The organism is Bradyrhizobium yuanmingense (assembly GCF_025200905.1).
GTDB classification, from domain to species: Bacteria; Pseudomonadota; Alphaproteobacteria; order Rhizobiales; family Xanthobacteraceae; genus Bradyrhizobium; species Bradyrhizobium yuanmingense.
The window spans coordinates 6,524,393-6,547,389 of sequence record NZ_CP104173.1 but is presented as its reverse complement, the minus strand read 5'-3'; the positions used below and the strand labels follow the sequence as shown (position 1 = coordinate 6,547,389).

Below are 22,997 nucleotides of genomic sequence, written 5' to 3'. Positions count from 1 at the left end.
TTAAATTCAGGCCTAGGCGTTCTTCGTCCCCGAGAACGGCTTTGCCTGGTACCTTGCCGGCGCTCGAGAGCACCAGTTCTCGCTGCAATCCCTATGCCGGAACCGCAGGCAAAATTGAGACAGTCTTCCTGTCCTAACCATCACCTTGCCAAATTTTTGTCTAGCACACAAGCGCGCGGAAGTCCCGATTCCGCAGAAGTCAATCGATCGCTTTCCAAAAGTTGCGTAGCCCCGGTTTTGAGGCAAACACGCCCTGATCCGGCCCCGGCGGCGCCGAAATCCCAAATGAAGCTTCGGATCAACCCTTCGGAAGGCGCGCCACGCCGCGAGAAGCGAAAGAGGGCGGCCACCGGAGGGCCTGACAGGAGCGTCTGGATCATGAAGTTTTTCACAGGATGTGTGGCCGCCGCCGTGCTGGCGCTGGGTGCCAGTGCGGGGCAGGCCCAGGTTCCCGCGAGCGGTATCGCCAGAGGGGCCGTCATCGCGGTCTCGGATTTCGACGGGCCCTATGCGCCGCCGGAAGCCGCCCCGCCGCCGCGCTACGGTTATGGCTACGAGGAGCGCGGCCCGGCGCTGGCCCTGTTGCCGCCGACCGAGGTTTACGCCGTGCTGCGCGAGAACGGCTTCTCGCCCCTCGGCATTCCGCGCCTGCGCGGCAGCGTCTACACCATCGCGGTGATCGACAGAAACGGCGACGATGGCCGGCTGGTGATCGACGCCCGCGACGGGCGGATCATCCGCTTCATGCCCGCCCCTGACGCCTATGGCATGGCGCCCGCCTATGACGAGCGCGCGGTCGCGCCCTACGGGCCGCAAACCGCACTGCCGCCGACCGTGGTCCGCGGCGGCCCGCCGCGCCCGCCGGCGTCGATCCCGCATGTGGCAAGCCGCGCCGTGCCGCTGCCGAAGGCCGCCCCGCGGCGCGCCGAGCCGCCGGTCGTCGTTGCCAAGCCAGCCGAGCCGGCGGCGCAGGCAGCGCAGGCCCAACCCGCGCAGCAAGCCGCCGTGGTGCAAGCCAAGCCGACCGAAGCCGCTCCGCAAGCAACCGCGCCGACCGTCGGTCAGGTCAGGCCGGCCCCGACCATCCTGCCGACGCAGGAGATGCCAGCCGCACTGGGGCTGGATTAGGCCTCAGCAAACGGAAAGCGCCCGAGAATCTCTCGGGCGCTTTTGCGTGAACTGACTGCGCCTCAGCTCCGCGGATAGCCCGCCGCATCCAGGATCAGATTCGCCACCTCCTTTGGATGCGACACCAGCGAGAGGTGGCCGGCATCGAGCTCGATCGTGGTGGCGTTCATGCGCTTGGCGAGGAAGCGCTCGAAATCGGGGTTGATGGTGTAGTCGTTCTTCGACACCGCGTACCAGCTCGGCTTGGAGCGCCAGGCCGCCTCCGTGGTGCGGCCGGCGAAGATCGAGGCCGCCGTCGGCCATTGCACGGCGTAGAGCTCCTTGGCCTGCTCCGGCTTCACGCCGTTGGCGAAGTACTTCAGGAAGGCCTCTTCCGAGAGCTTGGTGTAGCCGTCGCGCTCGACGATGCCGGCGCGCGCCGGCCCGGCCGGAAACTGCTTCGACAGCGCCACGAAATCCTCGTTCGCATCGGGCGCGCGTGCGGCGACGTAGACGAGGCCGGTGACCTTCGGGTCGGTGCCGACCTGGCTGATCACGGTGCCGCCCCAGGAATGCGCGACCAGCACCGTCGGCCCGTCCTGCTCGGCCAGCGCCCGCTTGGTCGCCTCGACGGAGTCGCTGAGCGAGGACAGCGGATTCTGCACGGCGGTCACATGCAGGCCTGCAGCCTGCAGGATCGGGATCACCTCCGACCAGCTCGAGCCGTCGGCCCAGGCGCCGTGCACCAGCACGACGTTCTTCGCCTTGACCGTCTGCGGTGTCTGGGCATGAGCGAGGTTGAGGGGAGCGGCCAAAAGGCTCGCGGCGACGAAAAGGCTGCGCCAGAGTGACATGGTCTTCTCCGTGTTTTTGGTTCGATGCCCAAAGGACGGAGAGCGAGGCGACGGTGTTACGCCATCACTGCTCTGTGATGCATTGCAACGAAAAAAACGCCCCGGGGCACCGGGGCGTTTTTCGCAACCTGGAAGTCGCTGGGTTTGGTCGCCTGGCTCAGGCGGCCTGCGCGGCGGAGTTCTCGATCACCTGCGCCTTGGCGCCGGCGTTGATCGCGATCTGGCGCGGCTTCTTGGCCTCGGGAATCTCGCGGACGAGGTCGACATGAAGCAGCCCGTTCTCGAGCGAGGCGTCCTTCACCTGCACGAAGTCGGCAAGCTGGAAGGCGCGCTCGAAGGCACGCGCGGCGATGCCGCGGTAGAGCACTTCGGATTTCGAGTTCTCGTTCGCGACCTTCTCGCCCTTGATCGTCAGCGTGTTTTCCTTCGCGACGATGGAGAGCTCATCCTTGGCAAAGCCCGAAACCGCAACGGTGATGCGGTAGGCATTCTCGCCGGTGCGCTCGATGTTGTAGGGGGGATAACCGGGGCTGCCGTCCGAGCTGGCCTGGTCGAGCAGGTTGAAGAGACGGTCGAAGCCGACGGTGGAACGATAGAACGGAGTGAGATCGTAGCTACGCATGGTCAAGTCCTCCATTGAGCGACTGTTGGTAACCCGCCCGCCAATCGGGCCGGGCTTTAGTCTGTGTGCAGCCTGATGTTCCGGTTCCGAAACACTGGTAGCGGCCTGCACGAAGGTGATATGGGTGGAACGAGACGGCGTTCAAGAGGGCGGGACAGGCGCCTTTTCGGCGCTTTGGCCCCTTGATTTGCAGCACTTCCCGCCCAAGCACGCCCAATGACGCTGGTCTCGATTCCCGCCAATCCGGTCCCCGAAAACGTCGTCAGCGGCACCATCAAGACCCCTGATGGCGTCGAGCTGCGCTTTGCGCGCTGGGCGCCGCCGGCGAACCGCAAGGGTACGGTCTGCGTCTTCACCGGGCGCAGCGAGCAGATCGAGAAATATTTCGAGACCGTGCGCGATCTGCGCGACCGCGGCTTTGCGGTGGCGATGATCGACTGGCGCGGGCAGGGCCATTCGTCGCGCCGCCTGCGCGATCCGCGCAAGGGCTATGTGCGCGACTTCGCCGATTTCGAGATCGACGTCGAGACCTTCGTGCAGCAGGTGGTGCTGCCGGATTGCCCGCCACCCTTCTTCGCGCTCGCCCATTCCATGGGCGGCACGGTGCTGCTGCGGGTGGCGCATGCCGGCAAGCGCTGGTTCGACCGCATGGTGCTGTCTGCGCCGATGATCGACCTGCCCGGGCGCACCACCTCGCTCCCCGTGCGTGCGCTGCTCAAGACGATGCGCCTGCTCGGGCAGGGCGGCCGCTACGTCCCCGGCGGCAGCGACCGCCTCACCGGGCTCGAACCCTTCATCAACAATCCCTTGACCAGCGATCCCGTCCGCTATGCGCGCAACGCCGCGATCCTGGAGGAAGACCCGACGCTTGGCCTAGCCTCGCCGACGGTCGCCTGGGCCGATACCGCCTTCCGCGCGATGCACACCTTCAAGCGCGTGAACTACCCCTCCCAGATCCGCCAGCCGATCCTGATGCTGGCGGCCTCCAACGATACCGTGGTCTCGACCGCGGCGATCGAGGAATTCGCCTATCATTTGCGCGCCGGCTCCCATCTCGTGATCGCCGGTGCCAAGCACGAGATCCTCCAGGAGCAGGACCGCTACCGCACCCAGTTCTGGGCCGCCTTCGACGCCTTCGTGCCTGGCACGCCGCTGTTCAAGTGAGAAGAGATCGGGAGCCTCCACGATTACGGTGAGAATCGGAGTCGAGGAGCGTCCTCATTCTCCGTCATTGCGAGGAGCTCTTGCGACGAAGCAATCCAGGCTATCTCCGCGGCGACAGCCTGGATTGCTTCGCTGCGCTCGCAATGACGAAGCAAGATTCTTTACAGCGTCTTCAGATACTCGATCAGGTCGTAGCGCTCGGCGTCGTCCTTGAACATGCGGCCGATGACGCCGGGGCGCTTCGACTCACCGTCCTTGCGCTCGAAGGAATGGCCGAGCACGCTGTTGCCCTGGATCGGCTTGCCGTCGGAGCCGGTCGCGGAGAACTCCGTTTCACCGGTCTTGCAGCGCTCGTTGGCGGTGACTGCGAAACCGACGCTGTCGGGGTCGTAGTCGCGGCGGCCCATGCAGAATTTTTGCGGACGCTCGTTCTGCGGCTTCAGCAACCAGTACAGCGAAGGCACCGAGCCGTTGTGCAGGTAAGGCGCAGTGGCCCAGATGCCGTTCAAGGGCCGGGCGCGATAGCGCGGGTCAGGCGCCGGATTGAGACAGTTCTTGCGCGCCATATTCCACATTTGCGCCCGTTCGGCCTCCGGGATCTTCTCGTCGTCCATCCATTTGCGGGCGACGAGATCGACCACCGTCATGAGCCCGAGTGCATAGACCATCTCGTTGGGCGATTTGCTCGCGGTCGGGATCTCGCACTGCCACCACGTCTGCAGGTCAGCCGTGTTGATTTTCAGAAAGCCGGGCACGTCGACGGTCCGCTTGCTGAGAACGAGGGACTGCTCGGGATCGGTCTTGATCTCGTCGAGCGGGATCGTCACCGCATTCAGCACCTTGCTGTCGCCGCTCGGCTCCCAGCGCTTCGACGACCAGAAGGCCGGGGTGTTGATGTCAGGCAGATGGCATCCGGAGCACATCTCCGCGTAGATGGCGCGGCCGCGTTCGACCCGATCGGGCTTCAGCTTCCAGGCATCGCCGAGGATGTGCGAGGGCCATTTCGGTGCGAGCAGGCCGCCGAACTTCGGACCATCAGCCGCCTTGAATGGATCGGGGCCTCTCAGCATGTCCTCGATCCAGCCGAGCGTCCTGATGTTCACCGAGGAGCGCCACAGCCTGTCCTGCGGATAGGCATCGGACAAATTGAGCAGCGCCGTCACGCCGAGTGCTTCGCCGGCGTTGCGGATCAGCGGCTGCTCGATCGAGGCGTCGTATTGGGCGAACTTGAACCAGGGCACCGTCCAGATCGCGGGATAGCTGACCGGCGCGTCCTGGGCGTGCAGGTTCTTCTCGAATCCCTTGACCCCGCTCATTGCGAGGTCCTGCGAAAACACCTGGTTGCCGATGCGGTTGAGGGCATCGAGCCGGCCGAACCCTTCTTCGGTGTCCTGCTGCTGCTTGCCGTCCCAGGTCGTCTTGCCTTCGATCGTTTTCTCGTAGGTCTTGGCCCAGTCGATCAGGAAGCTGCCGATCGTGCTCAGCTTCTGCTTGAGCGCAGCGCGGTCCGCCTTGCTGGCGTCGGGGCCGAGCACGCGATCGGCGAAACGCTGGAAGCGGAACGGGACGTACAGCGTATAGGCGATCGACAGGCCGGTCGCGAGCTCGAGCTTCTTCAGGTCGGTCATCGCCGGGCCGCCGTCGAAGCGGACGTCGATGCCCTGGTAATGGATCTGGCCGGTATGACAGGCGGCGCAGGTCAGTCCGATCATGTCGTCCTCGCGGCGGCTCGTCGCGGGATCGACCACGCCGGTCATGCGCGCGAAGCCGACCGGCAGGCCGTCAACGTTCTCCGCCGGCGTCCAGCGCGTCGACCAGTCCGACGCTTGCGTGGTCTCGTAGACATTGGCGTAGCCGAAGCGGCGCAGCGTCGCCGTGTCGGTCTGGATCGTCTGCGGGCTCGGGATGAAGCCGAAGCGTTCGAGATAGGCGCTGTCCTTGATCAGGCCCGGTTTGGAGAACAGGTGGAGCTGCGGCTGCTCCAGCGCCACGAACCACTCATAGGGCACCGGGAACGTCGCGGTGCCCTGGCTGGCGTGGTGGAACCAATGTCGGTCCTTGAGCGACCAGTTTTGCTCGAGCCAATAGGCAGCCTTGGTTTCGGGCATCGCCGGCAGGGGCGGCGGCAGGAGATTCACCAGCACGCCCTTCTGCGGCAGCATGGCACGAACCTGGTTGGGGAATTCGGCGACCGCGACCAGGGCGACGAGGCCGAGGCCGATGACGAACGCCGTGAGCGCGACTGCCCAGCGAAAGCGGAGCTGGCAGGACGACAGCAGCGGCTGCGATACGATCCGCTGATTGATGCGGTCGGGGAATTGGCGCTGTTCGAACAGCGTGCGCACGTCGGCCACGCTGAGATAGCGCTCTTCGCCCTGCTTGCCCTTGCCGATGATCTTCAAAAGGATGGGCCATTCGAACTTCATCAGCAGCGGGTAGTACCAGCGAGCGGCGCTGCCGGCGCGCTCGAGGTTGTCACGCATGAAGGTCTTGATTTCCGCGGCGTTGAGGCCGGGCTCGCTGCTGCCGGTGTTCGGGTCGGTGTAGTTCCGGCCGAAGCTCGCGAGCCGCGCGATCTCGTCCTCGTCGATCTTGCCGTCGACGCCGAGGATGCGCGAGCCGGCGCCGCGCTTGTCCAGCGGGCCGCCGCGCAGCGCGTCGAGCTGCGCGCCCGAAAAGATGCTCTTCAGAATGTGCTTGACGCCGTTGGCGATCATCGCGACGCCGCGGACCTGGATGCGGGCCGAGACCTTCTTCAGCCCCGTCTCACCGGTCGCATTGGCGATGGTCTGCGACAGCGTGTTGAGCGGGACGGTGCCGCCCTCGACGAAGCCTTCGCCGACGAGGCCGCGCAGGAACGGGCAGGGATTGTTCGGCGAGACTGGAATCGAGGGATCGAGGGGCGGCTTCGAAGCGGGGTGATGCATGGCCCAAATCCTGAAAGCAGCGAATCTTGAAAAAGCAGGCGCGCTGTTAGAGCGCGGAAAGTCCTAACAAACCGACAGCACGATATACTACTTCAGCGTGTGACGAGTGTGGCCCATTTCACTGTCGCGTCAACAACGAGCAGGCGGTCGCACCGGAACCACGTCGGGCCTGCGGCCCCCTTCGTTCAGGATTCGGCGGCCCGTTTGACGTCGCTCTGGACCAGCGTCAGCTTGCCGAGCGGCACGCCGGCCTTCAGCAGCCCCTCGCGATAATGGGCGATGTCCTCGGGCCGCTTCCAGTGGAAGTTGCGCAAGTGCCTGTCGACATTCAGCGTTGGATAATTTGCCATCAGCACGCGGGCAGCTTCGCTGGCCTCGTCGCTTCGCCCGAGCTGCGCCAACGCCGCGGCGCGGATCGCCAGCGCCTGCATGTGATTCGGGTTGATGTAGAGCTGCTCTCGCGCCCATGACAGCGTCGCGTCATATTGGCGCAGAAGGTAATGACTGAACGCGTTCAGCGCCGCCCATTGATAGCGCGGGTCGCTGTTGTCGCGCTGCGACGCCATCGAGAACAGCTCGATCGCCTGGCGGTGCTCGCCGATCATGAAATGGCAGATGCCGAGCACGCCGCGCGCGCCATTGTCGTAAGGGTTGAGCGCGACCGCGCGCTTGGCGGCGTCCATTGCCGCCTCGTGATGACCCTCCAACGCGTGCGCCCAAGTCAGGATCGAGAACGCGAAGGAGGAGCGCGGATCGAGCCGGACGCTGGTTTCGGCGAGGCTCATCGCCTCGGCCCACATCTCGCGCGTGCCCTTGACCCAGCCGAACTGAATGCTCTGGATCTGGATCGTGGCGAGATAGGCATGCGCGATCGACAGCTTGGGATCGAGCCCGATGGCCTCGCGGAATAGGTCGACCGCGACGGCCAGATCTTCCTTGGTTTGCCGATAGTAATGCGACAGCCCCTTGAGGAAGCGGTCCCAGGCGGTGACGTCGGTCGAGAGCCGCGCCGGCGCCGAGGCCTCGGCACGGACGATCTCTGTGGCGATGGCGGCGGACAAATTGGTGGTGATCTCGTCCTGCATCGCGAACAAATCGCCGATGTCGCGGTCGTAGCGGCCGGTCCAGAGCTGCTCGCCGGTCTCCGGCGCGATCAGCTCGGCGGTGACGCGGATCTTGGCGCCGGCGCGCCGCACCGAGCCCTGGATCAGATAGGTGGCGTCGATCTCGCGCGCGATCAGCCGGGTGCCCACGTTCTTGCCCTTGAAGGCGAAGGTCGAGTTGCGGCTCAGCACCCGATAGAAGGATTGCAGCGACAGCGCGTGGATCAGGTCCTCGGTGAGGCCGTCGGAGAAATATTCGTCCTGGGCGTCGCTGAGATTGGCAAAGGGCAGCACGCCGACGATGGCCGTGCGGTACTGCTGCGACAGCGCCGAGGCCTCACGGAGCTCGGGGGCAAGCGCCGGCGCGCCCTCGGGCGTCCAGGTAAAGACCCCGATCGCATCCTTGATGTTCTTGAAGCGATGGTTGCCGGCATCGGTCAGCGGCACGGTGAGATGCTTGCTCGCCTCCCGGTAGGCCTTGGCCGAGATCGCGAAGCCGCCGGGGCTCGCCACCGATTCCAGGCGGACGGCGATGTTGACATCGTCGCCGAAGACTTCGTCCTCGTCGGCGATGACGTCGCCCATGTGGATGCCGAGCCGGAACTGCATGGCGCGGTCGGCCGGCAGGTGGCGGTTGCGTTCTGCCATCAGCGTCTGCATCGCGATCGCCGCCTCGGCGGCGCCGACGATCGAGGCGAATTCCAGCAGGAAGCCGTCGCCGGTGTTCTTCACGACGCGGCCGCCGTGATTGAGGATGATGGGATGGATCGCGGCGCGATGGGCCTTGAAGGCGGCATGGGTGCCGGCCTCGTCGCTGCCCATCATGCGCGAATAGCCGGCGACATCGGCGCAGACGATGGCGGCCAGACGTCTTTCCATATCCTCAAAGCTCCAAGGGACCAGATGACCGGCCACAGCGTGGCGGTTGCCGCGAATCCCGCATTTCAAGAACCCCGCCTTTATAGAGCAGATGCGCCGCAGCGGAAGCATGATCCGCATTGCAAATTCGAGGTAAATCCTGCGCAATCCCGGCGGTGGACGGGAACGGGCGAACCGACTAAGCGGAACCAGGACCGCCAGGACGGCAGCGGAGGACCTTCATGCTGGGCATTCACGAGATCGGGCTTTTCATCCTCTCGGGCGTGGTGCTCAACATCACGCCGGGGCCGGATTCGGTCTATGTGATCGGCCGCAGCATGCAGATGGGCTGGCGGGGCGGCGCCGCTGCCGCCCTGGGCATCAGTTGCGGCTGCTTCGTCCATGTCGCGGGCGCGGCGATCGGGCTTTCGGCTCTGCTGATGGCCTCGTCCACGGCCTTTTCGATCCTGAAGCTGGTCGGCGCGGCCTATCTCGTCGTGACCGGTCTTCAGATGCTGTGGTCGCGCCCGACGCTGGCTTCAGACCTGGACGAGCCGGTGCGGAGCTCATTGCAGCGGGTCTTCCTCCAGGGTGTCTTCACCAACGCGCTCAATCCCAAGGTCGCGCTGTTCTTCCTCGCCTTTCTGCCGCAATTCGTCGCAGCCGATGCCCCGCACAAGCCGCTCGCCTTCCTGACGCTCGGCCTGATCTTCATCTTTACGGGGACGCTGTGGTGCCTGGTGCTGGCGGCGTTCGCCGCCAGAGCCGCCTACCGGCTGCGGCAGTCCGAGGGCGCGATCGCCTGGGTCAACCGCGCGCTCGGCGGCCTCTTCATCTATCTCGGCATCCGCGTCGCCATGCTGGAGACACGGTAGCTCCTTCTAGTGAATGAGAAGCGGTCCGATCGAGGCTGCGCTCGGGAGGTTTCGATGATCCGTGGAAGCTGTCTGTGTGGCACCGTGCGGTTCGAGATCGAGAAGGTGCGCGCGCTGACGCACTGCCATTGCGTCAATTGCCGCAAGCTGAGCGGCGCGGCCTTCGCCACCTACGCGCATGTCGATGCCGACAAGTTTCGCTTCGTGGCGGGCGAGGACATGACGGCATCTTACGAATCCTCGCCGGGCAGTATCCGCTATCGTTGCAGGACCTGCGGCTGCCCGACGCCGGGCAAGGCGAGCTATCTCCCGACCGTCAGCATTCCCGCTGGCCTGCTCGATGACGACCCGGAAGTCCGGCCTCGCCTCCACGTTTTCACCTCGTCGCGCGCGTCGTGGTGGACAATCCAGGACGACCTGCCCCAGCACGAAAAATGGGTGCCGGGCTACGGGCCGAAATCGTAAGGCGCTTAAGCGAATTCTTTCGCCAGCGCGCTGCCGGCGAGGTAAAGGCCGAGCAGGATCATCGCGATCAGGAACCAGCGGCGAAACGCCTCCGCCGGCATCCGCGCCCGCACCGATTGGCCGATGAACATGCCGGCAAAGGCCATGGCGAGGCCCAAGGCGCCCGGCACGACATTGGCGGGCGTGAGCAATCCGACCGCAGTCAAATTGAAGGCGAGCGCCAGTGTTGCGGTGGTGAAAAACACCCCGAGCGCCTGCACCAGCTCGTCCTTTTCCATGCCGATCGCCTGCATGAACGGCATCGACGGGATCACCTGCACGCCTGTGGAGGCCGAGATCACGCCGGTGATGACGCCGACCACGCCGCCGACCCATTTCTCGTTCTCCGGCGCGACGTGGAACTCGAACTTGTTCAGGCCGATCACAGCGTAGACGACGAGCAGGGCGCCCAGCACGATCGTGCCGTAGCGCGCATGCGGCCCGGTCAGCGCGCCGGCGTTGAGCCAGCAGCCGACCACGGTGCCGATCATCAGCGGCCACAGCCGCCGCAGGATGTCGCGCAAATACGGGCCGACGAAGGTCTGCCAGATGTTGGTGACGATGGCGGGAACGATGACGATGGCGATGGCGCGGCTCGGCGCCATGCTCACGGCGAGCAGGCCCATCGACACCGTCGGCAGGCCGAGCCCGACCACGCCCTTGACGAATCCGGCGAGGAGGAACACGGCGGCGATGAGGATGAGCAGCGGGTCGATCATGTCTGCACATTGACCGAAGCCGCGCCGGCGCACAATCTGGAGGTTACGGAGAGAGCCTTCGGCCTCAACGAAGGCTCAGGGAGCTCACGGAGACATCGCATGCGCTTCGACCTGGTCGATCTCCAGCTCTTCATCGCGGTCGCCGACCAGCGAAGCATCACCCGCGGCGCGGAGCGCTCACATCTCGCCCTCGCCTCGGCCAGCGCGCGTATCAAGGGGCTCGAGGATGCGCTCGGCGTCGCGCTGCTCAAGCGCGGGCGCCGCGGCGTCGAGTTGACCGCGGCCGGCGAGAGCCTGCTCGATCATGCCAGGCTCGTGATCCATCAGATCGACGCCATGCGCGGCGATCTCGCCGGCTTTGCCAGCGGCGTGCGCGCCAGCGTGCATTTCCTCGCCAACACGTCGGGCCTGTCTGAGCATCTGCCGAAGGCGCTCGCCGGCTTCCTGCGCCAGCATCGCGACGTCGCCGTCGACATCGAGGAGCGCGAGAGCACCGATATCGCGGCGGCGATCACCGCAGGCGCCGCCGATCTCGGCTTCGCCGCCGAGCACGCGCTGCCCGAGCATATCGAGCGCTTTCCCTTCAGCGAGGATCGCCTGACGCTGGTGACGTCGAAACGCGGCCCGTTCGCCGGCCGCCGCCAGATCGACTTTCAGGAGGCGGAGGCTTGCGACTTCGTCGGCCTCACCAGCGCCACCGCGCTTCAGATGCACATCGCGAAGCACGCCGCGCGGCTCGGCATGCGGCCGCATTTCCGCGCGCGCCTGCGCGACTTCGACGCGATCTGCCAGATGGTCGCGGCCGATGTCGGCGTGGCGCTGGTGCCCGAAGCCGCTGCCCGCCGCTGTGCCAAGACCATGCCGCTCGCCATGGTCCGCCTGCGCGATGCCTTCGCCAACCGCCGCCTCGTGATCTGCGCGCGCAGCTTCAAGGCGCTGCCGAAGCCGGCCAAGCTGCTGGTGGAGCATTTGCGAGCAGAGGCGGTGTGAGGAGCTGTTACCCTCCCCTGGAGGGTCAGGGCAATCGCAATTGAATTTTGCAGAGGTCGTCATGCCCGGGCTTGTCCCGGGCATCCACGTTCCTTGTGCCGCGTGGAAAGGCGTGGATGGCCGGGACAAGCCCGGCCATGACGCTGCCATAGCGACATCTCATATGCGATAGCCCTGCCCTCCAGGGGAGGGTAAGACACCTACTTCGCCATCTCCGCTCCCGCGTCGGTGATGCAAGCCCTCCGCCCGCGCGCTACTGGTTCAAAAGCTTCAACGCTGCCTCGTGCACCCGTGCGTCGCCGGCGGCGATGATGCGGCCGCCGCCCTGGGCCGGCTTGCCTTCCCAGGTGGTGACGACGCCGCCGGCGCCGGTCACGATCGGGATCAGTGCCGCGATGTCATAGGGCTTCAGCTCGGTCTCGACCACGAGGTCGACGTGGCCCGCGGCAAGCATGCAATAGGAGTAGCAGTCGCCGCCATAGCGCGACAGCCGCGCGCTCTTCTCGATGTGGCCGAAGATGGCGCGGTCGCTCTCGTTCATCAGCAGCGGGCTGGTGGTGTAGGTCGTGGCCTCCGACAGCGAGGCGCAGCGGCGGACCTGGAGCCGGCGCTCGCCCGACGGCCCTTTATAATTGGCCGAACCGTTGTCGCCGGAAAAGCGCTCGCCGATGAAGGGCTGGTGCATCATGCCGAACACCGGCGTGCCCTTGTGCAACAGCGCGATCAGCGTGCCCCAGATCGGAAAGCCGCCAATGAAGGATTTGGTGCCGTCGATGGGGTCGAGCACCCAGACATAGTCGGCGTCCTCGCGCTCGTTGCCGAATTCCTCGCCGACGATGCCGTGCTGGGGAAAGTTGGCCTTGATCAGCCGCCGCATCACCGCCTCCGCGGCGCGGTCGGCCTCCGTCACCGGGTCGAAATCCTTGGTCTTGCTCTTGTCGTCGATCGACAGCGAGGTGCGGAAGAACGGCAGGATGGTTTCGCCGGAGGCGGTGGCGAGCCGACCGATGAAGGCGGAGAAGTCGATCACCGTCACAGGCGAAATCCTCGAAGCGAAGTTGGAGAGCTTGCCTCCTGCCTAGCTCAATTCGACTGCCGCGTGCAGCGCTGTCTTGATGTTGCTCCCTGGTATTTTGGATGCCGGGGCGGGCTGCCCCATTCCAGTCATCTGCTGGCCAAATATCGATCATGGAGTTGAAATCTTGGTTCCGACCTTGCCTTGTTCGTGTGCAAATGACTATCAACCCATTGAATTCCCTTATCAAAGGAACTGAATCTGGGTTTCCATAGAAGCAACTGAGCCATGTGCGATTTGCATGGGAAACCGCGCAAAAGCCCTTGCACTTTGTGCGGCGCGGTCGCATATTGTTGCGGTGCGGTAGCGCCTCGCGTTACCGCTGCCCTCCTTGGGCGTTTCCTCCCTAGACTTGGGCCGCTTGCGTCATTCGCGAGCGGCCCTTTTTTCTGAGCCCCGCCGTTTTCATTTGGGGCGCGCAAGCTTGCGAAGCGAAAACGCAGTCGCGCGCAAGGCCTCGTCGTTTCGGAGAGAAGCTGCGTCCTATTCCGCCGCGGCTTGGAACGGGCCGAGATCGGCGAACGGAATCGTGGTCGCCAGCACGTCGGCGAGAACGCCGAAGTCGGAGGCCACTTGCGCAAAGCGAGCGCCGCGCTCGCGCCGCCGCTCGTCCATGTAGATCGCGCGGTTGAGCTCGAGCTGCACGGCGTGCAGGCCGCTCGCGGGATTGCCGTAATGCTCGGTGATGAAGCCGCCGGCATAGGGCTTGTTGCGGCCGATCGAATAGCCGAGCCCGCTCATGGTCTCCTCGACGCGATCGGGCAAGAGGGGCGTGCAGCTGGTGCCGTAGCGATCGCCGATTACGACGTCGGGCCGGCGCGGCTCGTCCCTGCTGACGCCGACCGAGGGCATCGAGTGGCAGTCGACCAGCACCACCGTGCCGAACATCTGGTGCACCTTGTTGATCAGCCGGCGCAGCGCGCGATGGTAGGGCTTGTACAGCGTCTCGATCCGCCCCAGCGCATCGTCGACCAGGAGGCGGTCGCGATAGATCTCCTGGCCGTCGCCCACCACGCGCGGAATGGTGCCGAGGCCGCCGGCGACCCGCATCGAGCGGGTGTTGGCGAAGCTCGGCAGCCGGCCAGTGAACATGCGCGGGTCGAGCTCATAGGGCTCGCGGTTGACGTCGACATAGGAGCGGGGAAAGTTGACCCGCACCGTCGGAAAGCCGCGCGCGCTCAGATGGCCGATCAGCTCATCCATGAACGAATCTTCCGACCGTCGCAGCGTGGGCAGGTCGATCCGCGACGCCGCCAGGAATTCTTCAGGATAGGTCGAGCCGGAATGCGGCGAGTTGAAGATGACGGGCGCGCGCCATTCGGCAGGCTCGAAGATCTCGAAGGCTGGCGACATGTCGCCGTCAAAGCGGGTCATCTTCTCAGGCTTCGTCCCTTCGTGCCGCACGATCCGGACAAGCTCCGGGTCCAATGATTCGGCCGATCTCGCGGCTCTTATGTGTCGTCATTGTCCGGAATCGCAACCATTCTGCCAAGCGAAAAGATGTCATGGCCCCTTGGAACACGTCTTAACCGTGCAGGCCTCGGGATGGGGACGCGCCGGTCCGGCTCGATTGATCTGGACCTCGTTTCGGTCCACAAAGAGCCGGCAGCGGGGCCGGCGCAGGGTTAAGATTTTCACCCCAAATTTACCCTCTGTCGGGCTTAGTGACCTCTGCTGATATCCTCTGGGGATTCGACGTTTCCTGCCATGCCAAAGATCCTGCTCGCCGAAGACGACAATGACATGCGCCGTTTCCTGGTCAAGGCGCTGGAAAACGCCGGTTTTCAGGTCTCGTCCCACGACAACGGCATGGCCGCCTATCAGCGGCTGCGGGAAGAGCCGTTCGAGATGCTGTTGACCGACATCGTCATGCCGGAAATGGACGGCATCGAGCTCGCCCGCCGAGCCTCGGAACTCGACCCCGACATCAAGATCATGTTCATCACTGGCTTTGCCGCGGTCGCCCTGAACTCGGATTCGGACGCCCCCAAGAACGCCAAGGTCCTGTCCAAGCCGGTGCATCTGCGCGAATTGGTCAGCGAAGTGAACAAGATGCTGGCGGCCTGAATCGGCCCCCTTCCGTCCTTGCGCCGGCTCCCCTGAGCCGTTATAGGGACCCCACCCGACACAAGTGGACTTTAGGGCACGTAGCTCAGCGGGAGAGCACTACCTTGACATGGTAGGGGTCACAGGTTCGATCCCTGTCGTGCCCACCACGCTTCGGCTTCGCGTGGCACAGCCTGGAAGATTGCGGCGAAGCGTGTCCGGCGCAGCTCGAAGAGCGAAGACGGACTGGTGCGGCTTGCTCGAAAGCTTCTAGCCCGTTGCAGCGACGCGCAGTCCGGCCGCAGTTTCCCGGCCGCTGTCCCGGATGACCCTGCACTCTATCCGGGCTACAATGACATCTCCGACACGAGGCCGCCCATGACCGTGTCCGTCATCGAGCAAGCGAAGATCCAGGCGCAGGTGCTGGTGCCGCTGATCAAGACGTTGCAGGCCGAGCTCGGCGAGGCGCGCGCCAATGCGCTGGTGCGCAAGGCGCTCGGCGATCTCTATCGCGGCTTCGGCGAGGCATTCTGGAAAACCAAGAACGAGAGCAATCTCGGCAAGGCCGTGTCGTCGGCCTTCCGCACCTATGCCCGCGACGATGCGCTCGCCTATGACGTGATCGAACAGACGGCGGACGCCTTCGCGTTCGACGTGACGCGCTGCGCCTATGCCGAGTTCTACAAGGCCCTGGGCGAGCCCGAACTCGGCTTCCTGCTGATCTGCACCGCGGACTTTGCGACCGCGGAGGGGTTCGGTCCCGACGTCAGGCTCACGCGCACGCAGACCATCATGCAGGGCGCCTCTCATTGCGATTTCCGCTACCGCCGGGATGGAGGCGGATCACAGTGAGAGGAGCGATGCGGACGATCTGTCTCGCCATGGCGATGCTGGCGCTGATGGCGCCGCGCGCCGACGCCGCGATCGTCGACTGGCAAGCCGAGCTCCAGCGCTGCCGCAGCTTGCGCCAGAACGTGGCGCCGCTGCTTCAGGCCGGCGAGGGGATCTCCGCCGTCGGCCGCTCCAGCAGGTCCGTCCGCCGCTGCATCTGGATCCAGCGGATGGCGGTGCGGAAGAAAATTCCCGGCGCGGAGGTGTGGTAGCCTGACCGAGCTCATGGTCCCGGCGTGACGAAGGCCGAGATGATCGTGCCGTCGTTGCCGAGCGCGATGTGCCAGTGCGAGGCTGCGCCACCCTGATGCCAGACGGAATAGACGTCCTGTCCTTGTGCGTTCACACCGAGGAATTCGATCGAGGTGATCGGACCCATTTCGGCAAGGCCCGGCTGCAGGCGCGGCAATTGCTTGCGTGTCGCCTCGGCCAAGTCGGCGCTCATCTCGCCGTAATTGGGCTGGCCCGATGCGACGCTCTCGATCAGACGGCGAAGCGCGGCCGCGGTCCCGGGATTGGCGGACCGGCTGCTCATACGAGACTCGATCGCGCGTTGGAGCTCTTGCGCCGTGCTCGTGTCGATGCGTGGCATGGTGTGATCGTTGCCGTGCTGGCGCAGGATCACGGCGGTAGGCACCCCATCCGGCCCGAGGGTAAACCGTAGCTCGACATCGATCTCCCGCGCGGCGAATTCCGTTTCGCCCACCGCGTAATATTGCGCCGAGCTTTGACCGCTCAGCCGTCCGGACAGATGATCCTGTTCACGCGTCACGGTGAAGACGGCGCTATGGAATTGGTATGTTCCGGCATAACGATCCAGCACCGCCTGCGGCAACTGAGTTTCTTTGGCTCTCGAGCGGAGCTGATCCGCAGCATCGGTCTTGGTGCTTTCCTCGTTGCTGCGGCCCGAGCCGGCCTGCTCCGCAGAACGGATTCGGGCCGCCAGGACATTCCAATCGGCCAGCCCGAATAACCTCGCGATGAGCTCGAGGCTCTCGCTGACGGTGAGGGAGACCGATCGGGCGTTGAGGGATTCTCGGAGCGTCTGCGCCATGGCTTTGGCGTCGCGGAAATCGCGCATACTCTGTTCCTTTGCAACATGAACGGAGAATGTCAGGGCTTGCGTTACTGACCCGTTCGCGTGAGCAAAGGAAGCGGGCGGCGGTCCGATACACTTCACCATACCCCGAAGGGCGCAAGCGGCCGGCGGTATCAACCTTTCGAAATTTGCTTGAGAGCGCCATGCTTGTCAACTGACGTCGTCGGCGTCTCGACATGGATCACGCATCACTCTTCCGTTGATGCACGACGCGCAGGCTGCAGCAGCAAGTCCTTCAGTCCGGTCGGATAGAGCTTCGGCCCGCCGTCCAGGTCGAGATCGGCAAGGTCGAACCACCGCGCGACGATCTGCTCTCCATTGTCCTCGCGGAAGTCGATGCGCTCCCGGCCGGCGAATGCGCCATCCGGAAACGCGACCTCCGCGATGTACATCACCTCGTGCCCGGTCGATCCCTCGTGCACAAAGATGTTCTCCAGCATCAAGGGCTCACCCACGATGCCGACGTCGATGCCGAGCTCTTCGTTGAATTCCCGCACCAAGGCCGCGCGCCAGCTCTCGCCGAACTCGATCGCGCCGCCGAGCGGGCGCCCCCCTTGATCCGCCCCGCGTCGTCGCGCACCTCGGCCGCCAGCAGCCGCCCGCCGCGCCAATGCAGGCCGATCGCGACGACGCGGATACCGGGATGTGGGCGCCAAGTGGTCATGGCGGATCGTTAATCCGTGTCGCATGCTTTCGCAACGAGGGACGAGATCGTGTGCTTGCGATGGCGAGATGAGAGACCCGTCACTCCACCAGATACTTTTTCACCGCCGCTTCGTCCCACGCGATCCCGTTGCCCGGCTCCTCGCTCGGCAGCGCAAAGCCGTCCTTGATCTGCAGCCGCGTTGCCAGCACCGCGTCGGCCCAGTCGACATATTCCAGCCAATGCGCGGTCGGCGTCACGCAGAGCAGATGCGCGCTGACTTCAGAGAACAGGTGCGACGACATCTCGATGCCGGCAGCATGGGCAAGCGAAGCGGCGCGGAGCCAGCCGGTGACGCCGCCGATGCGCTGGACATCAGGCATCACGTAGTCGCAGGCCTCTGCCGAGAGCGCGGCTTGCATGGAAAACGCGCTGTCAAAATTCTCGCCGATCTGGACCGGCGTCTGCAGCGCGTCGGCAATGCGGGCGCAGCCGGCATGATCGTCGTGGCGGATCGGCTCCTCGATCCAGCTGAGGCCCTCGTCGTCGAGCATCTCACCGCGGCGGATCGCTTCGGTGACCGTCAGCGCCTGGTTGTAGTCGCACATCAGCGTGACCTCGTCGCCGACGGCCTTGCGCACCGCGCGCACGACGGCGAGATCCTCCCGCGCATCGCGTCGGCCGACGCGGATCTTTGCGGCGTGAAACCCCTCGGCCAGCAGCTTGTGGGCTTCCTCCACCGCGGCGCCTGCCGGCATGATGCCGAGCCCCTTCGAGTTGTAGGCGCGCACCGGCTTCGGCGTGCCGCCGAGCAGGCGGGCGAGCGGCAGGCCGCGCGAGCGCGCCAGCGCGTCCCATGCCGCCATGTCGATGCCGGATTGCGCCAGCCGCTGCAGGCCGGCGAGGCCCAGCAGCGTGAAGCGCTGGCTCAGCTTGCGCTCGATCTCGAACGGCAGCAGCTCGTCGCCGGCGACGAGGTCCGACATTTCCGTGACCATCGCCGCCAGCGGCTTCAAGGCCGAGGGCGTGAGCGAGAACAGATAGGAATGACCCACCGCGCCGTGGTCGGTCTCGCAGTCGATCAGCACCAGCGGTGCCTTGGCGACCGCCCCGGTCGCGGTCTGGAGCGGCAGGTTCATCGGCACGATCACGGGACGTGCCTGGAAGCGCTTGATGCGGACGGTCTCGGTCATGGCTCTCTCCCGGCGGAGCGGATGCAGGTCGGCGCCGATCTTAAGCATCCGTGATCAAACGAAAAGGCGCTTGCTGCGACCATCATAAAATGGGGTTGCGCCGGCCGGCAATTCTTGGCTCTGTGCCGCCGCATGCATTGTCTCGGATTCCGGAAGGATTTGCGACAAAATCGCACAGAACGGAGCCACAGGGTGAAACAAGAGATCTCCGAACAACAGCGCAAGAGTGGCATTCTCACGGGTGCCGCGGTCGTCTTCCTCCTGCTCGCCCTGCCGGTCGCGGTGTGGCTGGACCTGACCGAGCTCAGCAAGACGGCGCTGCGGCGCCAGGCGATCGATCTCAATTCGGTGATCACGAGCGTGCGCAGCTATTACGCCTCCAACGTGGTCGGGCGCGTGCTCGCCAACCCCAACGGCAGCACCAAGGTCGTGCACAATTACGAATCGGTGCCCGGCGCGATCCCGATCCCCGCGACGCTGTCGCTGGAGCTCGGCCGGGTGATCGGCGCCCAGCAGGAGAACATCACCTATCGCTTCGTCTCGGACTTCCCGTTCCAGAACCGCGCTCCGCACCAGCTCGACAAGTTCGAGAAGGACGCGCTCGATGCGCTGCGCCGGGATCCCGAGCAGAAGATCGTGGAGACCGAAACCTCGCTGTTCAACGACAAGGTCCGCCTGGTTGCGCCCGTCACGATGGGTCCGGCCTGCGTCAGCTGCCACAACAGCCACCCCGAGAGCCCGAAGAAGGACTGGAAGGTGGGGGATGTCCGCGGCATCCAGGAGGTGATCATCGCCCAGCCGATCGCCGCCAACATCTTCTCGTTCAAGTTCCTGCTGGCCTATTTCGTGATCGCCGCCGGGAGCGGACTGGCGTTCCTGTCATTGCAGCGACGTCAGGCGCGCCGCATCAAGAACATGAACAAGGAGCTCGAATCCGCCAACGACTTCCTGGCCTCGCTGTCGATGAAGATCTCGCGCTACATCCCGCCGCAGGTCTACAAGAGCATCTTCTCGGGCCAGAAGGACGTCACCATCCACACCGAGCGCAAGAAGCTCACCATCTTCTTCTCCGACATCCAGAACTTCACCGCCACTGCCGAGCGGCTGCAGCCGGAGCAGCTGACCCAGCTCCTCAACGAATATTTCACGGAAATGTCGGCGATCGCCCACGAATATGGCGGCACCATCGACAAGTTCATTGGCGATGCCATGCTGATCTTCTTCGGCGACCCCGAGACCAAGGGCGATCGCGCCGATGCACAGGCCTGTCTGCAGATGGCCTGGCGCATGCAGCAGCGCCTTGCCGAGCTCAATGCGAAATGGCGGGCGTCCGGCATCGAGCAGCCGTTCCGCTCGCGCATGGGCATCAACTCGGGCTATTGCAATGTCGGCAATTTCGGGAGCGCCGACCGTATGGACTACACCATCATCGGTGCGGAGGCGAACCTCGCCGCGCGCCTGCAATCGATCGCTGAGCCCGGCGGCATCGTCTTGAGCTACGAGACCTTCGCCCTCGTCAGCGACATCGTCCGCGCGCATGCGCTGCCGGCGATCACGATGAAGGGCATCAGCCGCGAGGTGATCCCCTATTCGGTGGATGCACTGAGTGACAAAGCTGCGGAGAACAGCGGCATCATCACCGAACGCGCGCCGGGCCTCGAGCTCTATCTCGACCCCGCCGTGGTGAAATCAGGCGATGCCGCGCGCGTCCGCTCGCTGCTGGAGAACGCACTGGCCTCGCTGAAGCCGGCGTGAGGGTTTCTTACCCTCCCCTGGGAGGGGTCCGGGACGAGCGTAGCTCGCCCGTAGGTCGATCGCGCGCAGCGCGAGCGGGGTGGGGTGATCTCTCAACACGGGCAGTTTACGACGTGGAGAGACCGTCACCCCACCCCGCTACGCATTCCGCTTCGCTGCATGCGTAGCGACCTACGGGCGAGCTACGCTCGTCCCGGACCCCTCCAGGGGAGGGTAAGTGACCTCACCTTGCCGCCCCTTCCGTGAACGCCGTCTCGATCACATCCCCAAACGGCTGCCACGACCGCCCGTCGAACTGCACCAGCCGCATCTGCCGGATCGGCAGGTAGCGACTGGGCGAGGTGTTCATCCTGATGTTGGGCAATGCGACCGAAGGCTGATAGTCCCTGAGCGAAGCCGCCTGGCGCATGATGTTGTCGCGTGAAAAATCGTCGCCGCATTGCTTCAGCACCTGCGTCAGCGCCTCGGCCGCGGCGTAGCCATAGACGGCCGCACTGTTGTTGGTGCTTTCGACCCGATGGTATTTGTCCATGAAGGCGAACCAGTCCTTCATGCCGGGATCGTCCTTCCAGGCGGGATCGCTCGGATCCTTCAAAAAGGCCGCCGAAATCACCCCGGCAGAGTTTTCCAGCCCCGCGGGCGCCATCGCGTTGGCGATCGAGGCGGAGGCATCGTTAACGATGAAGACGGGACGCCAATTCAGGGACGCTGCCAGCTTGATCACCTTGGATGCGGTCGAGGGCACGCCGAGGAAGACGAAGATGTCGGCGCCGGCGCGCTTGAGGATCGAGACGTGCCCGTCGAGATGCTCGTCGGCAAGGTCGAAGGCGATGTCGACCAGGACGTGACGGTTGAGATCGCCGAGTCCCTCCTGGATGCCCTTGTAGAGCATGCGCCCGAACTGGTCGTTCTGCCAGAGCACGACGATCTTCTTCCTCGGGTAAGAGGCCTGGATGTAGTTGGCGTAGATGCGCCCTTCCGACCGGAACGACGGCTGCCAGCCCATGGTCCAGGGAAACGCGCTCGGCTGGCTCAGCTCCTCGTCGCCGGAGGCGACGAACAGTTGCGGGATCTTCTTCTCGTTCAGGTACGAGCGCGTGACGAGATTACCGGGCGTGCCGAACGAGCCGAACATCAGGTGCACGCCGTCCTTCTCGACCAGCTTGCGCGTCAGCTCGAGCGCGGTCGCCGGATCGGAATTGTCGTCGCGGGTGATGAAGCGGATCTTGCGGCCATTGATGCCGCCGCGCGCGTTGACCATGTCGAAATAGGCCGCTTCCGCCTGGCCGATCGCGCCGAATTCCGAGAGCGGCCCCGAATACGGCATGACATTGCCGATGCGGATTTCCTCATCGCTTGCGGGTTGATCCGAGTGCTGCTGCCGCGACATCGCGCCCAGCGATGCGATGGCAATCACGGAAACGAACAGCATCCTGCCGATGACGCGCATGTTCGATGCCTTGTGGTTGGCCCCCAACGAGGTCGGCTCAGTCCCCACCAAGGCCGCTTGATCTAGGTCAAGCGTTTGGCAATCGTGTGGCTGTCGCGCTTCGATGAAAGCGGCAGGCGTGCTGCCGCAACGCGTTACGGCAACCCCCGCGCCTCGAGCTGACGCACCAGCAGCAGCGTCGGCTCCGCGAGGCTGTCGCCGGAACCATCGAGGCCGAAGGCGTTCGCGATGCCGTCGCGGCTGCGCAGCAGCGTGCTGCGCGGGCAATGGCCGGCGCCGCACAGCGTCTTCTTCAGCGTCTCGCCTTGCGCCACGAGGCCGGCGGAATCATCCGCGGCCCAGGCCAGCACGATCGGCACGTCGACATTGAGGATGCCGGGGAATACCGAGCGCTTGTCGTACTGGGTGGCATCGCCGCCGAGATAGGCCTTCTCGCTGTCGCTCGCGTCCTTGTCGACGCGGTAGATCCCGGACACCAGCACCACGCCCGCGACGTCGGCGCCGGCTGTCTGCAGCTCGGGATGCGCCAGCATGGTCGCGACGTGGAAGGCGCCGGCGCCGTAGCCGACCGCGACGATCTCGCGGGCATCGCCGTTGAAGAGGTCGATATTGCCATGAACCCAGGACAGCGCCGCGGCCACATCGGACGCGCCGGCCGGCCAGGTCGCCACAGGCGCCAGGCGATAATTGACGCGGACCCCGATCATGCCGTTGCGCGCGGCAAAGCACATGGCCTGGTCCTGGATCTGGCGCGCCAGCTCCGGCGCTCCGCGGTCGCCGGTGAAGGTATCCCCAGTCACGAACAGCAGCACCGGCCGCGGCGTATCGGCCTTGGTCGCGCTGGCCGCGACATCGAGCACATTGGCCTCGCTCTCGCCATAACGCAGGCCGCGCGAGAAGGTGACCTGCTCGCAGAGTCGCGCGGTGCCGCCGGCGCTGGTGTCGGAATCGGTGAGGCCCACCTGCACGAGACCCGAGGGCGGCCGGAGCCGGCCCGGCACGGGTCCGTGCGCGGAGGCCGCGGTCATGGCCAGAAACAGGAAAAATGTCAGATAATGCTTCATGGGTGTGGCGGCCTTGCGGGGCTCCATATCGGCTCGCTGATCTGGCCCGTCTTTTCAA

Annotated in this window: 20 protein-coding genes, 1 tRNA gene and 1 pseudogene; 10 read left to right on the top strand and 12 right to left on the bottom strand. The window is 65.1% G+C overall.

The window, feature by feature from the left end:
* Positions 1 to 378 precede the first annotated feature (378 nt).
* Entirely contained in the window at positions 379 to 1,128 is a 750-nt protein-coding gene (locus N2605_RS30335; RefSeq protein ID WP_260344504.1) for a hypothetical protein, read from the top strand.
* Positions 1,129 to 1,190: 62 nt separating this feature from the next.
* Here N2605_RS30335 and N2605_RS30330 read toward each other — a convergent pair whose 3' ends face one another.
* Together N2605_RS30330 and N2605_RS30325 are read right to left on the bottom strand one after the other, a co-directional pair.
* Entirely contained in the window at positions 1,191 to 1,961 is a 771-nt protein-coding gene (locus N2605_RS30330) for an alpha/beta fold hydrolase (RefSeq protein ID WP_036036655.1), read from the bottom strand.
* 157 nt (positions 1,962 to 2,118) lie between these two features.
* Positions 2,119 to 2,583 carry an Hsp20 family protein gene (locus tag N2605_RS30325; protein WP_035997846.1) on the bottom strand — a complete coding sequence of 155 codons (465 nt, stop codon included), beginning with the start codon at positions 2,581 to 2,583 and terminating at the stop codon, positions 2,119 to 2,121.
* 216 nt (positions 2,584 to 2,799) lie between these two features.
* Between N2605_RS30325 and N2605_RS30320 the strand changes: the two genes are divergently transcribed.
* Positions 2,800 to 3,747, top strand: a complete 948-nt coding sequence (locus N2605_RS30320) for an alpha/beta fold hydrolase (protein WP_057028207.1) — start codon at positions 2,800 to 2,802, stop codon at positions 3,745 to 3,747.
* Positions 3,748 to 3,908: 161 nt separating this feature from the next.
* Here N2605_RS30320 and N2605_RS30315 read toward each other — a convergent pair whose 3' ends face one another.
* Together N2605_RS30315 and N2605_RS30310 are read right to left on the bottom strand one after the other, a co-directional pair.
* Positions 3,909 to 6,674 carry a di-heme-cytochrome C peroxidase gene (locus N2605_RS30315; RefSeq protein ID WP_260344501.1) on the bottom strand — a complete coding sequence of 922 codons (2,766 nt, stop codon included), beginning with the start codon at positions 6,672 to 6,674 and terminating at the stop codon, positions 3,909 to 3,911.
* Between the two features lie 185 nt (positions 6,675 to 6,859).
* Positions 6,860 to 8,656 carry an adenylate/guanylate cyclase domain-containing protein gene (locus N2605_RS30310; RefSeq protein ID WP_225111637.1) on the bottom strand — a complete coding sequence of 599 codons (1,797 nt, stop codon included), beginning with the start codon at positions 8,654 to 8,656 and terminating at the stop codon, positions 6,860 to 6,862.
* 221 nt (positions 8,657 to 8,877) lie between these two features.
* Between N2605_RS30310 and N2605_RS30305 the strand changes: the two genes are divergently transcribed.
* Both N2605_RS30305 and N2605_RS30300 read left to right on the top strand, forming a co-directional pair.
* The gene (locus tag N2605_RS30305; RefSeq protein ID WP_225140993.1) at positions 8,878 to 9,510 is read left to right on the top strand and encodes a LysE family translocator; all 633 of its coding nucleotides are present in this window, start codon (positions 8,878 to 8,880) and stop codon (positions 9,508 to 9,510) included.
* A 54-nt stretch (positions 9,511 to 9,564) separates the two neighbouring features.
* Positions 9,565 to 9,975 (top strand): GFA family protein, encoded by a 411-nt coding sequence (locus tag N2605_RS30300; RefSeq protein ID WP_036021404.1) that lies wholly within the window; start codon positions 9,565 to 9,567, stop codon positions 9,973 to 9,975.
* 5 nt (positions 9,976 to 9,980) lie between these two features.
* Here N2605_RS30300 and N2605_RS30295 read toward each other — a convergent pair whose 3' ends face one another.
* Positions 9,981 to 10,733 (bottom strand): sulfite exporter TauE/SafE family protein, encoded by a 753-nt coding sequence (locus N2605_RS30295; RefSeq protein ID WP_225134581.1) that lies wholly within the window; start codon positions 10,731 to 10,733, stop codon positions 9,981 to 9,983.
* Between the two features lie 99 nt (positions 10,734 to 10,832).
* Here N2605_RS30295 and N2605_RS30290 point away from each other — a divergent pair, with 99 nt between their 5' ends.
* The gene (locus N2605_RS30290) at positions 10,833 to 11,723 is read left to right on the top strand and encodes a LysR substrate-binding domain-containing protein (protein WP_260344497.1); all 891 of its coding nucleotides are present in this window, start codon (positions 10,833 to 10,835) and stop codon (positions 11,721 to 11,723) included.
* A 253-nt stretch (positions 11,724 to 11,976) separates the two neighbouring features.
* Here the strand turns inward: N2605_RS30290 and hisN are convergent, their stop codons facing one another.
* Both hisN and N2605_RS30280 read right to left on the bottom strand, forming a co-directional pair.
* Positions 11,977 to 12,759, bottom strand: a complete 783-nt coding sequence (gene hisN, locus N2605_RS30285) for a histidinol-phosphatase (RefSeq protein ID WP_036021430.1) — start codon at positions 12,757 to 12,759, stop codon at positions 11,977 to 11,979.
* Positions 12,760 to 13,281: 522 nt separating this feature from the next.
* A complete protein-coding gene (locus N2605_RS30280; protein WP_035997849.1) occupies positions 13,282 to 14,172 on the bottom strand; it encodes an N-formylglutamate amidohydrolase in 891 nt (296 codons plus the stop codon).
* 333 nt (positions 14,173 to 14,505) lie between these two features.
* On the opposite strand from N2605_RS30280, the gene cpdR reads away from it, so the two are divergent.
* The 4 genes from cpdR to N2605_RS30260 all read left to right on the top strand — a co-directional run bounded on the left by cpdR (position 14,506) and on the right by N2605_RS30260 (position 15,947).
* On the top strand, positions 14,506 to 14,865 hold the full coding sequence (cpdR, locus tag N2605_RS30275) for a cell cycle two-component system response regulator CpdR (RefSeq protein ID WP_007597092.1): 360 nt from the start codon (positions 14,506 to 14,508) through the stop codon (positions 14,863 to 14,865).
* A gap of 74 nt (positions 14,866 to 14,939) precedes the next feature.
* Positions 14,940 to 15,014: transfer RNA gene (locus N2605_RS30270), tRNA-Val, on the top strand.
* Positions 15,015 to 15,222: 208 nt separating this feature from the next.
* A complete protein-coding gene (locus N2605_RS30265; RefSeq protein WP_225126464.1) occupies positions 15,223 to 15,696 on the top strand; it encodes an L-2-amino-thiazoline-4-carboxylic acid hydrolase in 474 nt (157 codons plus the stop codon).
* An 8-nt stretch (positions 15,697 to 15,704) separates the two neighbouring features.
* A complete protein-coding gene (locus tag N2605_RS30260) occupies positions 15,705 to 15,947 on the top strand; it encodes a hypothetical protein (protein WP_035997826.1) in 243 nt (80 codons plus the stop codon).
* Positions 15,948 to 15,958: 11 nt separating this feature from the next.
* Here the strand turns inward: N2605_RS30260 and N2605_RS30255 are convergent, their stop codons facing one another.
* From N2605_RS30255 to N2605_RS30245, 3 genes and pseudogenes are all read right to left on the bottom strand, one after another.
* Positions 15,959 to 16,951, bottom strand: a complete 993-nt coding sequence (locus N2605_RS30255; protein ID WP_260344423.1) for a glyoxalase superfamily protein — start codon at positions 16,949 to 16,951, stop codon at positions 15,959 to 15,961.
* Positions 16,952 to 17,022: 71 nt separating this feature from the next.
* A pseudogene (locus tag N2605_RS30250) lies at positions 17,023 to 17,498 on the bottom strand (NUDIX hydrolase).
* Between the two features lie 80 nt (positions 17,499 to 17,578).
* Positions 17,579 to 18,670: an enolase C-terminal domain-like protein gene (locus tag N2605_RS30245; RefSeq protein ID WP_036021436.1), complete on the bottom strand. Its 1,092-nt coding sequence runs from the start codon at positions 18,668 to 18,670 to the stop codon at positions 17,579 to 17,581.
* 192 nt (positions 18,671 to 18,862) lie between these two features.
* Between N2605_RS30245 and N2605_RS30240 the strand changes: the two genes are divergently transcribed.
* Complete coding sequence (locus tag N2605_RS30240; RefSeq protein ID WP_260344420.1) at positions 18,863 to 20,425, top strand: adenylate/guanylate cyclase domain-containing protein; 1,563 nt, start codon at positions 18,863 to 18,865, stop codon at positions 20,423 to 20,425.
* A 223-nt stretch (positions 20,426 to 20,648) separates the two neighbouring features.
* On the opposite strand, the gene N2605_RS30235 is transcribed toward N2605_RS30240, so the two are convergent.
* Together N2605_RS30235 and N2605_RS30230 are read right to left on the bottom strand one after the other, a co-directional pair.
* Positions 20,649 to 21,875 (bottom strand): ABC transporter substrate-binding protein, encoded by a 1,227-nt coding sequence (locus N2605_RS30235; protein WP_225146363.1) that lies wholly within the window; start codon positions 21,873 to 21,875, stop codon positions 20,649 to 20,651.
* A 134-nt stretch (positions 21,876 to 22,009) separates the two neighbouring features.
* The gene (locus tag N2605_RS30230) at positions 22,010 to 22,939 is read right to left on the bottom strand and encodes an alpha/beta hydrolase (protein WP_225146364.1); all 930 of its coding nucleotides are present in this window, start codon (positions 22,937 to 22,939) and stop codon (positions 22,010 to 22,012) included.
* Between the last annotated feature and the right edge of the window lie 58 nt (positions 22,940 to 22,997).